Source organism: Pseudomonas entomophila L48 (assembly GCF_000026105.1).
Classification (GTDB): domain Bacteria; phylum Pseudomonadota; class Gammaproteobacteria; order Pseudomonadales; family Pseudomonadaceae; genus Aquipseudomonas; species Aquipseudomonas entomophila.
This window is the reverse complement of sequence record NC_008027.1, coordinates 2,586,381-2,601,711: the sequence shown is the minus strand read 5'-3', so window position 1 is coordinate 2,601,711 and position 15,331 is coordinate 2,586,381. Positions and strand designations below refer to the sequence as shown.

Here is a 15,331-nt window from a genome sequence, read left to right as displayed (position 1 = left end):
GCCCCGTGCACGGGGCGCAGGCGCAATCCAGCGCATCGGGGGAGCTGCGCGAGCCTTGAGCCTGCCGTTCACCTTGCGTAGCATCCCCCGCCCCTGCGCCACGCCCGAGGATCCCGCTGATCCTCGTCATGGCGCCATCATTACCTGTGCCTTTGGCGACCCAACCGAGCCCCATGCCGCAACCCATCCCCCTCAAGGACCACGAGAAGGAAAAGAGCCTGGTCAACCGCCGGCTGCTGGCCTGCGCCGTCCTGGTGATGAGCCTGGTGGCGGTGCTGGTGGGCCGGCTGTACGTGCTCCAGGTGCTGCAGCACGACCAGCAGTCGGCGGTGTCGGAAAACAACCGCGTGCACGTCTTGCCCATCCCGCCCGAGCGCGGCCTGATCTACGACCGCAACGGCGTGGTGCTGGCGACCAACAAGCCCAGTTTCGACCTGACCATGACCCGCGAACGCGCCGGCGACTCGGCCAGAGTGCTGGACACCCTCACGCAGATCCTTGGCCTGGGCGAGGATGATCGCCATCAGTTCGACAAGGACCTGCGCCGTGGCCGCAAACCCTTCGAGCCAGTGACCCTGATGGTCGGCCTGAGCGAGGAGCAGATCGCCCTGATCGCCGTCAACCAGTTCCGCCTGCCCGGCCTGGATGTGGCACCGCAGTTCATCCGCGAGTACCCCCTGGCCGAGCACTTTGCCCATTCGGTGGGCTACGTCGGGCGGATCAACGAGAAGGAAGCCAAGACCCTCGACAGCACCGCCTACCGCGGCACCCAGTCGATCGGCAAGACCGGCGTCGAGCGCTTCTACGAGAGCGAACTGCACGGCCAGGTGGGCTACGAGGAAGTCGAGACCAACGCCCAGGGCCGGGTGATGCGGGTGCTGCGCCACCACGACCCGGTGCCGGGCAAGGATATCGTGCTGAGCCTCGACGCCCACCTGCAGCAGGCCGCCGAAAAGGCCCTGGGCGACCGCCGTGGCGCGGTGGTGGTGCTGGACCCGGCCAACGGCGATGTACTGGCCATGGTCAGCAACCCCAGCTTCGACCCCAACCTGTTCGTCAAGGGCATCAGCTACAAGCAGTACTCGGCCCTGCGCGACTCCATCGACCGGCCGCTGTTCAACCGCGTGCTGCGCGGCCTGTACGCGCCCGGCTCGACGGTCAAGCCGGAGGTGGCCATCGCCGGCCTGGACAGCGGCGTGATCACCCCCGGCAACCGGGTGTTCGACCCTGGCTACTACGAGCTGCCCAACTATGACCACAAGTACCGCAACTGGAATCGCACCGGTGATGGCTGGGTGGACATGTACACCGCGATCATGCGCTCCAATGACACCTACTTCTACGACCTGGCGCACAAGCTGGGCATCGACCGCCTGCACGACTACATGGCCGAGTTCGGCCTGGGCCAGAAGGTCTCGCTGGACATGTTCGAGGAGGCGCCCGGGCTGATGCCATCGCAGGCCTGGAAGCGCGCCACCCGGCGCCAGGCCTGGTTCCCCGGCGAGACGCTGATCCTCGGCATCGGCCAGGGCTACATGCAGGTCACCCCGCTGCAACTGGCCCAGGCCACCAGCCTGCTGGCGAGCAAGGGCGCCTGGCACCGCCCGCACCTGGCGATGAGCGTCGGTGGCCAGGCGCCCATCGACCCCAACCCGATGCCGGACATCGTGCTCCACGACCGCCGTGCCTGGGACCAGGTCAGCCAGGGCATGCAGATGGTCATGCACGACCCGCGCGGCATCGCCCGCGCCGCCGCCGCCGGTGCCCAGTACCGTATCGCCGGCAAGAGCGGCACGGCGCAGGTGGTGGCGATCAAGCAAGGGGAGCGCTACAACCGCGACAAGACCCTCGAACGCCACCGCGACAACGCCCTGTTCGTTGGCTTCGCGCCGGCCGAGCACCCGGCGATGGTGGTGGCGGTGATGATCGAGAACGGTGAGGCCGGAGGCCGAGTGGCCGGGCCGGTGGTGCGCGAAGTGATGGATGCGTACCTGCTGGATGAGCAAGGGCACCTCAAGGCCCAGTTCGCAGGCACTGCGGGGAAGGAGGCGGCGCCGCACGGTTGAAGTCGTGCGGCGCCGAGCTGTAGGAGCTAGCCTTGCTGGCCAAGGGTACGACACGATGTTGGCCGGCAAGGCTACGCCTTGCGTTCGCCAGCAAAGCTGGCTCCTACAGGATGTGCGTGGCCTTACGCACGTTCATCATCAGCCTTCGGCAGCCCTGCGGTCCAGCTCCTCACGGTAGTCGTCCAGCGAGGCCAGGCGTTGACGGCTGTCGGCCTCGCGATCCGCGGCGATCGCCTTGAGTTGCAAGGATGCCTGCTCCAGGTAGGCTTCCAGTTCGTCACCGGTGATGTAGGTACCCGAAAGCGTGTTCAGCTTGCTCCAGCCATCGTTGAACACCTGCACGAATTCCTCCGAAACGGCGCCCACCGCCAACCATTGCGCGGCCTGGGTAACAAAGAAGTGGTCGGTGGACGCCAGCAACTGCTCCAGGTAGAAACGACGTAGCGACTCTCGCTCGCCCGCGTCCTCGTAAGCCTCCACCCGCTCCAGCGCATCGTCGATGATCAACTGCAGGAAATCGCTGAAGGACTTGAAGAAGAAGGCGATCTCCACGACGATTTCCTTGCTGCGCTTGAGCGCGGACACACTCAGGTTCAGCGACTTCACCGCCAGTACGATACTTTGCTGTTCGTTGCGCTGGCCATCGAGCAACAGGGTGATGCGTATCAGCTCGGCGGCCTGCTCGCGCCTGACATTCTCGTATTCCTCCACCTTGTCCAGCATCTGCCGCTCAAGTGCACGCAACGAGCCCGCCTGCTCCCTGAGCTGTTGGCTCACCTCACCGGCAAAATGCTCCAACGTACGCAAAAGCTCGCTCAACTGTGCCTCGATGCCGGCCAGTTTTGCCTTTTTCTCGTCCAGTTCGGCATGTTCCCCGACCAGTGCCTCGTCCATCTGGTCCCTCACCAGTTCGCTGGTGGCCTCGTCACGCTTGCGCTCGAGATCGGCAATTTCTCGCTCCTGATCCGCGACAATCTGCTGCTGGCGAATACGCAGGCTTTCCAGGTTGGCCTTTTCCACCAGCTTGGCTGGATCGACTTCACCTTTGTTCTGGCCCGCCATGACCCCGACACTGGCCGCGCCGAGCAATGCTGCCCCGCCGCCGGTGGCCCCCAAGGCCGCGAGTGGCAGCACGGCCGACAGGACTTGGGTGAACGATTTGAACACCCCGGCCCAGAACGCTTTCTGCTCAGCACTTTTTGCTTGCTGGCCATAGGCCAATGCCTGTTGCTCGAACCGTTCGATCTGTCCCTGCAGGTCGGCGACCAGACCATCGAGCACCTTTCGACGGATATCGGCCTCGGCGATTTCCGCCTTGATCTGTAGGTCCGCTTCGAGGCTGTCACTCAAGGCCATTTCACTGCTGGCCATGACCTCCTCGATTTCACCCAGGATCTGCTCGTAGGTATCGACGATCACGCCCAGGCTGTTGCGCACGCCTTCCGCTTTCGTAACGATTTCCCGCGCCAGCTTGAGCAGCTCGGTACTGACGAACTGTCTGATCTCCTCGTCCTCGCCCGATGCCTTCACATCCAGCCAGATCGGCAGTTCCCGCTGCAGGCGTGTACCGATGCTGCGCGCCTCTCGCACGGCATCTTTGATGGTCAGCTCGCTCTGCTGCTGTGCGCTGATCAGGCGGTTCATGATATTGGCGATGCGGACCCGGATCGCCCCTTGCTCTTGTGGCGTGGTGTTATAGGCGATGTACAGCAACTCGATCGCATGGTCGGTATCGGTCTTGGCCCGGGCGATCTCGTAGTTGCCTTCGATCTTGTGCTTGAAGCTGGTGACCAGTGAGGCGTCGCCAGCCGGTAATTGCAGGGGCTCGACAGCGGTGATGGCCGCCGCCTGCTCGATGATCTGATTGTCCAGCAGGGTGTTGCGGTTGGTGAACGAAATGACTTCAGACATACCGTGAATCCTTTTCTCTGATTGTGAGTCCGCGCTTGCCTACAAGGCGGCAGGGCGAATTTGCACCTGCCGCACGGGGCGGCTTAAGCAGGAAACAATCCCGGTATGCGTAGGAAGCAACCCGCCATAAGAGAGCGAACAGACGAAATCCGACCCTGTAGGAGCCGGCTTGCCGGCGAACAGCGCCCCGGTTCAAATGGCGGGAGACCTGCAGTCATCTTCCCAGGCGCTGGGGTAACGCACGTTTTCGAACCCCAGTGGTGGCACTGCCTCGTACAGCAGGTAAAAACTGGCGTTCAGCGCATCGGCCAATGGTTTGCGCAATGGTTGCAAGGTTTGCGCCTGGCAATCCGCCTGCTCCACGGCCCCAGTGGCGCAGTCCTGCAACGCAAAGTCAAAGTCGTCCAGCAAGGTGCGGTTGCCCTGGCCTCGCGTGCGGGCCTGGGCCAGGAACGGTTTGATGGTCTCGATCCTGCGCTCGGCCTCAAGGGCAACAGCGAGACTGCGCCGAAGGTTGTCGATATTGCTCTCAAGCCCACGCAGGTACAGTTGGTGTTCGGGCCGATAAGGCAGATCGTCGTAATAGGCCCGCTCCTGGTCCAGTTCGGCCTGTGCCACACGAATCAACTGTTCAAGTTCCGGCCGTCGACGCAACTGGTCACCAAATCGCAGCTCGGTTCCTTCTATGTGGTCGATCATCAACTGCTCGAATTGGTTGATGCGGCCCTGGCATACAGCCATGCGCGCTTGCAGCGCCTGATCTTGTGGATCGAGTGGCCCGGGCTCGGCCGCCACGCAGGCAATGACGGCAAAGGCCCAGGTCAAGCCAACGAAACAGGTGGATAAAGGCCTTGGAAGGATATTGCGGTTCATGATGAATCTCCTGGTAATGGAGAGCACATTGCACCGCCACGCAGCCGCTACCTTGAAGCGGGAACTCCTGCCCGAAGGGGCCGCTTGCTAATATCGGGACGCCCTCTCCTCGCGCGGGCCAGCCATGCCGCCTTCCCTCCCCTCCGTTTCCACGCCTGCAGCGCCCGGAGTCGTTTCACCTTGTATCCGGCCTGCTACGCCAGCCGACCGAACCAACTTGCGCGCGCTGTTCCTGCACAGCCGCAGAACAACCTTCACCTGGTGGCCAAGCGAGCAATTCCAGTTGATGGACTTCGATGTGCAGACTGACGGCGAGCGGATAGTGCTGGCGGAAATCGACGAGCATTGTATCGGTATCATCTCGGTGCTGCCGCAGTTGCCCTGTTGAGCGCCGTGGGTCAGGGGCCATGACCAGTTACGCGTCGTCCATCATGACTTTGATCAGGGCGCCCAGGTCATGCGCTGTGCTACCCATCCTCGACAGGGCGCTTGCCCTGCAAGGTCTGCCTGCCGGAAAGACTTACGCCTTGCCCATCGCCGCATTTAGCTTTCTAGCTGATTTCTTGGCATCTTTTTCGCTCAGCGGGTTGGCTTGAACCACATACCCGTTATCACCCACGCCAATTGACATGTAGTGCCCCTTCAGTTTATAGACCCCCCGGGTGCCCTTAAGCCCAATGACCTCGCCTGACTCAAGAGCATCCATAATATAAATATGAATTTCATCAGCGGGGATGTCTTGCTTTATAAAATTATCCTCATGCCCCATATGGATGTGCTGCAATCCGCTCTTTTCATTACCTGTTTCCAACCAGACTACTTTTCCAGCGCGGGTCTTTCGTATGTCAACTACCTGATCACGCTGAACCTTGTGCTGTGCGGCAGCCTCCTCCAGAAGCTTGTCTTGATCTGGGCCCCATCTCTGGTTTCTACTTTCCAACGCTTGCTTCGCCCTCATCTCAGCACTGACACTTCTGGCGGCATCGTTGACCGCCTTCATCTCAATTTCTTTTGCCCTGGACTTGTCAAAGTTCTCCTGCCTCTCAACTAATTTAAGGCTTACTTTATTCGCGCTGGCCGCACTTCTGGCCTTCACGACCTGAGCCGCCCCTGGATTCTCCTTGGAGGGCGGGCTCTGGTTTTTTACAACGCTCAGGACCGGCCTTGCGCCAGGGCTTTGAGGCAGCACTTCAGCTTCATGTCCGGCTTCGTTGGCTTCAGTCTTTATCAACCCACCCGAATCAAGAAATGTAATCGGGTTGTTGCCCAGCATTGCAAAAATGTTAAGCCCATCCAAAGTCCCGCCAGGATCAGCGCTCAACCAGCGCCCCACCCACGGCTGGTAATACCGGTAGCCGTAGTAATACAACCCCGTGGCATCCCGCTCCTTGCCCGAGTAGCGCAGCACCTTGTAACTACCTTCCGCCTCGCTGCGCGCACTGAACACCGCCGTGCCGCCGAACGGGAAATACTCTTCCTGGCTGATGACCTCGCCTTGGCCATCGAGCTCCAGCGCTCCACTACCAAGCAGGTCGTCGTAGCTGAAGCGCAGCTGGTCGTTGTCGATTTCTGGCGGCTTACCTGTCACCCAGTGCAGGACGCGCACCTGCGCCCGCCCCGCCTGCCCCACGCAGATCACCTGAAGGTCCTCCACCGCGCTTCCTGCCGTTGCCGTGTGGCGTAACTCCAGCCCCGGCAGGTATACCACCCGCTGCGTCCGCTCACCGCCGGAGGTCTTCTGCGCGCTGACCTTGAGCAAGCGTTGGTTGTCACCCGCGTAACGGTAGCCCTCGTGATCGTCCGGTTCGCCTTCGCGGGTCACCGGCTTCACTTGCAGCAATTCCGCACGCAGGGTCCAGGCCAGGTGCTGGCCTGGGAACAGCTGTTTCTGCTGGCCGCCCGCCGTGAACAATGCCTCCACGTCCGCCGCGCTGCTCGCCAGCTCGCCCGTCACCGCCCGGTTGCTGCGGTCGCTGACGGTGATGTCCGTCGTATGGCTGTTGCCGCCGGCATCGGCTTGATGTTCGATCCGTGTCAGGTTGCCGGCCGTGTCGTAGCTGTAGAGCCGGGTGTAGTTGGTGTACGTCGCGTAGTCGAATGAGTGGAATGGCAGCCGGACCGGACCCGGCTTGCCGCCGCCGGCCATCTCGCGGCCCCTGGCGCTGACCAGCTGGTACAGACTGTCGTATTCATAAGTGTTGCGCGGTTCGACCTTCTGGTTGCGCCAGTACGTGATCGCCAGCGCCTCGTCCACCCGGCCCTGCACATTGCCCACCGGGTCGTAGGTGTATCGCAGGTCCTGCAGGACCTTGGCCCCTGGGCGCTCGGTCCTGATGCCGGCCAGGCGTTGGGTACGGGGCTCGCGGGTGTAGTGGGTCACCACCCCGTTGCTATGCACCTCTTCCCGCTTTTCCTCCGTGGCGGCATAGTCCAGCGACACGACGATTGCCTGCTCCGCCGTGCCCGTCACCTTGAGCCAACTGCCTCGCAAATGCCCGGCCACGTCATAGGCCACACGTTGCCCATGGCCGGCGGCATCGATGCTGCTCAGGCGCGTACCGGTGGCGTCAAGGGTGCTTACGGTGAGGTGGCCTTCGCCCTCTGGCACCAACTGCGTCTCCCACACCGAGGCGTCGTCGCCTTGCCAGTCGCTCATCAACCCGACATCGTCGGCCACCTTGAGTAACCGTCGCAGGCTGGCCAATGCCGGGCCGGTCAGGGCCAGGCTGTCGGTGCGCAGCAACCCCGCCGTGTCGTAGTGGTGGCTGCAGCGACCGGCCAGGTTGCGCTGCCTGGCCGCCTGGTCGGTACCGGCATAGACGAAGCGCTCGGCCTGGCGGACAGGCTCGCCGCTGGTGTGCTCCGTGATGGCCAGCAGACGTCCGGGCAAGGTCGGAGGCTCGTGGCGCCAGGTACGGGTGACCGCCTGGCGGTGGTCATCGCCGTCCGGGCCGGGGGCGATCTGGCTGACGGCCAGCAACGGGCGGCCCGCGATGTCGTTGAGGTCGAGCGAGATGCCGGGGTCGACGCCTTGGGTGCGGACAGCGGTGCCAGCGAGATCAGCCAGCCAGGTGAAGTTCGCAAGGTCGGCAGCGAACAAGCGGGGATCCTGGCTTCGGTTCAGGAAACCGCGCGGGTCGTAGTGGTGGCGGGTGATGCGCGTGTCCGTAACGGTCGGGGTGCCGGGATGCCGGTGAAAGGCAACCTCGCGAACCGCCTGGCTGCGGTTGTCGAACACCGTCACTGTGGGTGTGTTCGCGTGGAGATCCATTGCCATGGCCTGCATGGGCAGCCTCCCTGATGCATTTGGGAGGACGGTAGACGACTTGGGGAGAAAGGGATACTGGTAGAAATACCAGGGCCGCTGTGCGGCCCATCGCCGGCAAGCCGGCTCCTACAGTACGCTTTGGCCAGTGGGGCGGGCCGACCGCCCCACTGGGCGTCAGTGCGCCATGCCCAGTTCCGCGTCGTCCATCAGTGCCTTGGCCAGGGCGCTGAGGTAGTGCGCGGCCCAGACCATTCGTGGGTCTTCGTCCATCACCCCGACCAGGGTCAGGTGGCGCACGTAGTCCATCAGTTCGGATGCCTGCTCGCGGGCATGCTGGCAGGGAATGCCGGGCTCGATGCAGAACAGCGGTTGGGCGTTCTTGCCCTCGCCTTGGTAGAAGCGGGTCTTGCCGGGGGTGACGGGGGTATTGCCATTATCCGTGGTCATGGTCGATCACCCTTAGTGCAGCGTGGGTGGCTCGCTCGGCGTTTGGGCCGAGTGCTGCACCTGGGCCAGGGCGGACTCCAGCAACGTGCGCACCGCCTCCATTTCGTGGGCAGCGGCCAGCATCAGGATCGCACCGGGCGACCTGGGTTTCAGCTGCACGGCCTGGTTGGCGACCGTGAGTGCGCAGAAGGCGTACTCGAGGGCGCGCACGAGGGTGTCTTCGAGGAAGTGGGCGTGGTCTTGGGGGGAAGGTGGATCGGGGACAATCTTCAGCATGATTAGACTCCAACGTATGAGATGGAGCCGCCACACTTTGCTGTCAAAACAAGAGGGTGGCAGCTGTACGCGGGTTGACAGACCGAGACGTTGGCACTCGGCGCACACGAGGTGCCCACACGTACAGCCGCCATGAAAGCGAGCCTATGAGGGCAACGTCTACGGTCTGTCAAAACCGGCCGCTGAATTGGCAGCGGCTGGCCGAGACTAGTGACCGGGTTGGCCTGGGGCAAGGGCTGGAGGGCGGCAAAAGCATGCTTCGGAAATGGACTACATGGAATAGGGAAATTCCGACTTATTGGCGCGATATCGGCGTTCAGCACCAGGACACTACGAAAGGCTTGTTACAGATATCGCGTGATGGCTATCAGGTGCAAGTCGCAAGCCTTGCAGCGCGCTCAAGATCGAGCGCCGCCCGCGCGGCGCTTCGCCGGCAAAGCCGGCTCCTACCGTTTGTCTCGGGCCAGTTTTGTCTGGGAAGGTACCGGGGACCGCCTTGTTGGCACGACGCAGTTTCAGCATGGGCGCTGCCGCCGCTGCGCATGACGGGAGACATGCGCCAACGCGAGCACCGCCTCTGGCACAGGCATAACTGGCCCGAAACAGATGTAGGAGCCGGCTTTGCCGGCGAAGCGCCGCGCGGGCGGCGCTCGATCTCATAGGCGCAGCCCCCCTCCCGTCGAACCACTCGAAAAACAACGTATGGTCCTGCAGGCAGATAAGGCGCCCTCACAGCTTCCAGTCAAGGCTGACCATCACCGTCCGCGGCTCCCCCATGTACACACCGTTGTAGAACCCAACATTGTTGTAATAGTGCTGGTCGAACAGGTTCTTCACGTTGACCGACGCCGACAAGTGCTCGTCGAACTGGTAGCGCCCCATCAGCCCGACCAGGGCGTAGGCGTCCTGGGTCATGCGGTCCGGCGTGGTAACGATGTTGCCGTTGCTATCACGCCCGATCGGCCGCCTGCCATTGCCGTAGATATCGCTCTGCCAATCCAGTGTGCCGCCCACGGTCAGCTGCGCCAGCAACTGGTAGGTGCTGGAGAAGCGCACCAGGTTCATCGGCTGCTCGGTGTTCTTGCGGGTCTTGTCGCCATTGGCCGCATGGCTGTAGCTGTAGCCCAGGCTCATCTGCCAGCCCGGCATCACCTCCCCCGCCAGCTCTGCCTCGAAGCCCTCGACCACCACGCCCTTGCCGCCGGACTTGTAGTACTGCTGGCCATTGGGCCCGAGCGGCACCGAGTCGTCGAGCTCCGGCACGTTGTCCTGCTTGCTGCGGTAGACAGCCGTGCTGAGGTTGGCGCGATCGTCGAACAGGCTGCCCTTCAAACCGATTTCATAGACCTTGCCGACGATGGGTTCGAGGAACTTGTCGCTGACGTCCTTGCGCGTCTGCGGGTTGAAGATGTCGGTGTAGCTGGCGTACACGGTGTACTGCTCGGTGAGGTCGTAGAGCACGCCGGCATACGGGGTCCACTGGTCGTTCTGGGTCTGCTTGCTGACGCTGGAGCGGGTCAGCGCGAGGTTGGCGTCGTAAGTCCAGCTCTTGCTCTCGCTCTCCCAACTGCCGTAGCGGCTGCCCAGCACGACATGCAGGCGGTCGGTGGGGTTCAAGCGGGTGGCGATATAGCCGGCCTTCTGCCGGGTATAGGAGCGCGACGAATCCAGGCCGCTGTCGCGGTCGCTGAACTTGGGGATGGCGCCCATGTACTTCCAATCCGGGATCTTCGCGTAATCCTTGGGGTCGACACGGCCAACAAACGCCGGCGCCGTGCTGCGCAATTCCGATACGCCATAACCGACCATGAAGTCGTGGCTGCGCCCCAGCAACTGATAGGGCCCTGCCAGGTTCAGGTCGAGGGCGTCCATCTTCTCCACCCCGGCGAAATGCGAACTCCAGGCGTTCATGCCGCTGCGGTCAGCGGCGGGAAAGCCATTGCCACCGTAGTACACCTTGCCGTCGCTGTCGCTTTGGCGGTGGGTATAAGCGGCCTTGAGGAGCCAATCGTTACCCAGGTGCTGGTCGAGGGTGGCGAACACGGTCTGGTCCTTCAAGGGCCAGGACGACCACGGCGCGGCCAGGTTGGTCGAGCGCGCCATATGCGCCTTTCCGCCCTCGGCGTTCCAATACGGCACGGTGCCCCAGGAGGCGCCCTGCACGTGCTTGTTCTGGTAGTCGTAGCCCACGGCGAGCACGGTGCTGTCGGTGAGGTCGGCTTCGAGAATGCCGTAGGCCACCTCACGCTGGCTGGCGTACTTGTCCATGTACGACTTGCTGTCGCGGTAGGCCAGCACCGTACGCCCACGCAGGCGCCCTTCCCAACCCAGCGGCCCGCCGACATCGACATAGCCGCGGTAGTTGTCGTAGCTGCCGGCACTCAGGCCCGTGCGCACATCCAGCTGGGTGGTCGGGCGCTTGCGCACCATGGCGATGGTCCCAGATGGGTCCCCTGCCCCGGTGGTCAGGCCGGTGGCGCCGCGCACCACTTCGATGCGGTCGTAGATGATGGTGTCGGAGTCGGACTTGAGCCCGGAGAAGGTGTTGAGCATCCCGTCGATCTGGAAGTTGTTGATCGCGTAGCCACGGGAGAAATAGGTCGGCCGCTCGGAGTCGTTGCGCTGCACGGTGACGCCGGTGACGTGGGCCATGGCCTCGGACAGCGAGTCGAGCCGGAAGTCGTCGAGCTGCTGGCGGGTCAGCACCGATACCGATTGCGGGGTTTCCTTGATCGACAGGTTCAGGCGCGTGGCCGCGCTCATGCTGCCGGTGGTGTAGGAGCCGGTGTGTTCCGTGGTGCTGCCCAGGCCTTGGGCGAGGATTTCGGTGGAGCCGAGTTCCAGCACGCCGTCGGTGGACTTGGGGTCGGTCTCTTCGGCTTGCGCGAATGGGCCGATGACGGTGGCGCACAGACCCAGGGTGAGGGTCATGGAACGGCTGATGGGCGCGAACATCGCTGCCTGTCTCCTTGTTCGATTCGAGGGGTGTCCTTGGCTGCCGGTGAGCGACAGCCATAGGAGAACGATTCACAGATGCGAATCATTATCGAATTGTGACAAGAAGGAAGTCATTCAGTGGTCTTACGGGCGCTTTCGCCAGCAAAGCTGGCTCCTACGAGGGGATGCGTTCGATCCGTAGAAGCCAGCCTTGCTGGCGAAAGCGGTTGTCACGGCATCACAGGCGGCACGTACTGCAAGGTGGTGCCCAGCGCCCACAACAACACCAGCACCAACGGCACATGCACCAGCAGTTGCACGAACGAGAAACCGATCAGGTCACGCGCCTTCAACCCCAACACCCCCAGCAACGGCAGCATGTAGAACGGGTTGATCAGGTTCGGCAGCGCCTCGGCGGCGTTGTAGATCTGCACCGCCCAGCCCAGGTGGTACTGCAGGTCGTTGGCCACCAGCATCACGTACGGCGCCTCGATGATCCACTTGCCGCCACCGGACGGGATGAAGAAGCCCAGCACCGCCGAATACACCCCCATCAGCAGCGCGTAGGTGTCATGGGTGGCGATCTGGGTGAAGAACAGCGAGATGTGATGGGCCAGGGTCTGTTCATCGACGCCTTTGACCTGGGTGAGGATGGCCGCGATCGAGCCGTACAGCGGGAACTGGATCAGCACCCCGGTGGTGGTCGGCACGGCGCGGGCCACGGCGTCGAGGAAGCTGCGCGGGCGCCAGTGCAGCAAGGCCCCGAGCATGATGAACAGCAGGTTGTAGGTGTTCAGCCCGGAGATCGCGGTAATCGCAGGTTTGGTGGCGAACTCCTGGTACAGCCAGCCGCCGGCCAGGGCCACCAGCAGCAGGATCAGGATCGGGCTGTACTCCAGCCATTCGCCCGGACGGGTACGCTGTGGCGAAGGTGGCGCGCTGAAGCTTGGGTCGACACCGCAGTCCTGGGCGCTACGGGCACTGTTCGGGCCGGGGGCGGTGGCGTAGGCGACGATCAGCGAGACGATCACCAGTGCCGCCAGCATCACCCCGGACTGCCAGAGGAAGATGGTCTCGGTGAACGGGATCACCCCGGTGATAGCGAGAATCGACGGTGGCAGGCTGGCCGGGTTGGCCTGTAGTTGCGCGGCCGACGACGACAGGCCCAGCGCCCACACCGCGCCCAAACCGAGATAGGCGGCGGCACCGGCAGCGCGGTAGTCCATCTTCAGGTCGGTGCGACGGGCCAGGGCGCGCACCAGCAGGCCGCCGAACACCAGCGACAGGCCCCAGTTGAGCAGCGAGGCGAGCATCGAGATCAGCGCCACCCAGCACACCGCCGAGCGGCCATTGCTCGGTAGCCGCGCCAGGCGGTCGATCAGCCGCGCGGCGGGTGGCGAGCTGGCCACCACGTAGCCGCCGATGACCACGAAGGCCATCTGCATGGTGAAGGGGATGAGGCTCCAGAAGCCGTCGCCAAAGGCCTTGGCGGTGTCGGTGGGCTTGCCACCCATGGCCAGGGCGCCGAGGCACACCAGCATCACGGCCAGGGCGGCGAACACCCAGGAGTCGGGGAACCAGCGTTCGGCCCAGTTCGAGCAACGCAGGGCAAAGCGGGCGGAGCGGCTGTCTTGGATTTCAGCGGCCACGGTAATGTCCTTTTGTTGTTGGATTGTCGGATTACCGGGCGAGTCTATAAGGGGGGCGTGGTTGGGGGCCGAGGGGCTACGACTAAAGTATTAGGCAGGCACGAGAGCTGTATGCCGGCCAGGTGCTTGGCGATAGGTCTGCGCTGCGCTCAAGATCGAGCGCCGCCCGCGCGGCGCATCGCGGATAAATCCGCTCCTACACGTGACCCTGCCTGTGTGTGTGTAGGAGCGGATTCATCCGCGATGCGGCGCGAGAGCGGCGCTCGATTTCATGGACGCTGCAAGGGCCGTTATTTAGGCCCGATGTCGGTATAAAGCGTGGTGACACTGCCCGCCACGATAAGCTTCACCGGCCCCCCCGTCGCATCCAGGCGCACCGCGCGGGTGTGCGGATGCGGGTCGGCAAAGTACGCCGCCGGGTTGTGGTACAGCCGATCCGCGGAACCCTGCACCAACTCACCCCGAATGGTCACCTTGGGCTTCTTGCCCGCCGGGATCCCCGACCAGTCGCTGCCGAACGACAGGGTGAAGGTGAACAGCGTATTCCAGTTGGCAGGAATGTCCTGGCCGACCCAGGCGTACTTGAAGTCGTTATCCAGGGTGTTGTTGTCGGAATGGCTGAGGGTCTTGCCATTGAGCGGCGTGCCCGAGGAGATGGTGTACTTGGTGCCTTTGGGAATGTTCTCGAACACCACCGCCAAGTCCACCAGCGCGCCCTCGTCCCCTTGGTTGTAGCCAGCGGTGCTGACCACCTGCGGCAGGTCGCCACGGACCATCTGCACGTTGCGCTGGGCAATGTTGGCGTTCTTCGAAAGCACGTCCGCCAGGTCGGTGATGTTGGTCACGCCCTTCAGCGGGTTGGGATGGTCCGGGGTGCTGGCCACCGCGATCATGCAGTAGTGGTCGGAGGTGTCTGGCGGCACCCAGGTGAAGCAGTCGAGGGAAGCGCCGATGGCCCCCGGCTTGATGCTGAACGGCGGGTTCTTGTCGCCCCCCGAGGTCTTCAGCTGGTTGCCTTCCCACAGGTACGGATACAGCAGGATGTTGGGGGTGGCCCAGAACAGGTTCCAGTACCCCGCCAGGTCACCGGCGGTGTAGTTCTTGCCGCGCACGTAGAGGTAGTTGGGCAAGCCGATGTACAGCTTGTTGTCGTAGCCGTTGTTGTAGTTGGCCGGGTCGGTCAGCACCGAGGGGACGGCCAGCGGTTCCTTGCCGGCGAGGATGATGTCGGGCGAGGACGACGAGGCGCTGCGCGGGACCGTGCCGTTCTCCGCCAGGGTGGCGCGCACGACGATGCCGCTCCAGGTTTCAGTAGCCATGTTGCGTGCTCCTTGCAGGGGTTATTTCGACAGGTTGATCTGCACCTTCTGCAGCAGGGTCTTCTTCACCGGCCCACCCGAACTGCCATCGATGCTCGACAGGCTCAGGGTGATCGACGAGGTGGGCTTGAGCTGCTCGGGCTTGGCCACCCAGAGGTTGAGGCTCAGCTCCATCTCGAAGGCCTCCTGCTTCTTGCTCTGCTTGCCCAGCAGGCTGGTGCCGGCGATGTCCTGGCGCGCGACCGCAAGCTTCGGGTTGGTGGCATCCACCGACACTTGCGTGTCCGCCGGGATGTCGGTGTAGCGCACCTCCAGGTCCAGTTCGGCGAAGGTGACGATCTGCGCGTACTGGGCGCTGACCACCAGGCTGGCCGGGTCTTTCACCGCCTGCGTATTCGCGGCGGTGAGCAAGGTGTACGGCGTGCCGTCGGAGGTCTGCTGGCGGGCGATGGCGTAGCCGGTCTGCGCCGAGACGCTCGAGGCGACGTTGACCAGGCCGCCGATGCCGGTCGAGACGATTTGCAGGCCGGAGAAGATACCGGTCACCGCAAAGCTTGTATCTGCCATGTTCGTAGCTCCTTTACG

Annotated in this window: 11 protein-coding genes; 2 read left to right on the top strand and 9 right to left on the bottom strand. The window is 63.4% G+C overall.

Going from position 1 to position 15,331, the window contains the following annotated elements; genetic code table 11:
* Positions 1–173 precede the first annotated feature (173 nt).
* Positions 174–2,066: a penicillin-binding protein 2 gene (mrdA, locus tag PSEEN_RS11585; RefSeq protein ID WP_011533693.1), complete on the top strand. Its 1,893-nt coding sequence runs from the start codon at positions 174–176 to the stop codon at positions 2,064–2,066.
* 138 nt (positions 2,067–2,204) lie between these two features.
* On the opposite strand, the gene PSEEN_RS11580 is transcribed toward mrdA, so the two are convergent.
* Together PSEEN_RS11580 and PSEEN_RS11575 are read right to left on the bottom strand one after the other, a co-directional pair.
* Positions 2,205–3,977, bottom strand: coding sequence for a coiled-coil domain-containing protein (locus PSEEN_RS11580; RefSeq protein WP_011533692.1), 1,773 nt, complete (start codon positions 3,975–3,977; stop codon positions 2,205–2,207).
* A gap of 192 nt (positions 3,978–4,169) precedes the next feature.
* Positions 4,170–4,850, bottom strand: coding sequence for a hypothetical protein (locus tag PSEEN_RS11575; RefSeq protein ID WP_011533691.1), 681 nt, complete (start codon positions 4,848–4,850; stop codon positions 4,170–4,172).
* 217 nt (positions 4,851–5,067) lie between these two features.
* Here PSEEN_RS11575 and PSEEN_RS26625 point away from each other — a divergent pair, with 217 nt between their 5' ends.
* Positions 5,068–5,238: a hypothetical protein gene (locus PSEEN_RS26625; protein ID WP_158020242.1), complete on the top strand. Its 171-nt coding sequence runs from the start codon at positions 5,068–5,070 to the stop codon at positions 5,236–5,238.
* A 132-nt stretch (positions 5,239–5,370) separates the two neighbouring features.
* Here the strand turns inward: PSEEN_RS26625 and PSEEN_RS11565 are convergent, their stop codons facing one another.
* The 7 genes from PSEEN_RS11565 to PSEEN_RS11535 all read right to left on the bottom strand — a co-directional run bounded on the left by PSEEN_RS11565 (position 5,371) and on the right by PSEEN_RS11535 (position 15,313).
* Positions 5,371–8,136, bottom strand: coding sequence for an RHS repeat protein (locus PSEEN_RS11565; RefSeq protein ID WP_011533690.1), 2,766 nt, complete (start codon positions 8,134–8,136; stop codon positions 5,371–5,373).
* 156 nt (positions 8,137–8,292) lie between these two features.
* Positions 8,293–8,565, bottom strand: a complete 273-nt coding sequence (locus PSEEN_RS11560) for a DUF3077 domain-containing protein (RefSeq protein WP_011533689.1) — start codon at positions 8,563–8,565, stop codon at positions 8,293–8,295.
* A gap of 12 nt (positions 8,566–8,577) precedes the next feature.
* The gene (locus PSEEN_RS11555; RefSeq protein WP_011533688.1) at positions 8,578–8,841 is read right to left on the bottom strand and encodes a hypothetical protein; all 264 of its coding nucleotides are present in this window, start codon (positions 8,839–8,841) and stop codon (positions 8,578–8,580) included.
* Between the two features lie 729 nt (positions 8,842–9,570).
* Positions 9,571–11,796 (bottom strand): TonB-dependent siderophore receptor, encoded by a 2,226-nt coding sequence (locus PSEEN_RS11550; RefSeq protein ID WP_011533687.1) that lies wholly within the window; start codon positions 11,794–11,796, stop codon positions 9,571–9,573.
* Positions 11,797–12,008: 212 nt separating this feature from the next.
* Positions 12,009–13,427: a short-chain fatty acid transporter gene (locus PSEEN_RS11545; protein WP_011533686.1), complete on the bottom strand. Its 1,419-nt coding sequence runs from the start codon at positions 13,425–13,427 to the stop codon at positions 12,009–12,011.
* 290 nt (positions 13,428–13,717) lie between these two features.
* Positions 13,718–14,746, bottom strand: a complete 1,029-nt coding sequence (locus PSEEN_RS11540) for a hypothetical protein (RefSeq protein ID WP_011533685.1) — start codon at positions 14,744–14,746, stop codon at positions 13,718–13,720.
* A gap of 21 nt (positions 14,747–14,767) precedes the next feature.
* Complete coding sequence (locus PSEEN_RS11535) at positions 14,768–15,313, bottom strand: hypothetical protein (RefSeq protein ID WP_011533684.1); 546 nt, start codon at positions 15,311–15,313, stop codon at positions 14,768–14,770.
* Between the last annotated feature and the right edge of the window lie 18 nt (positions 15,314–15,331).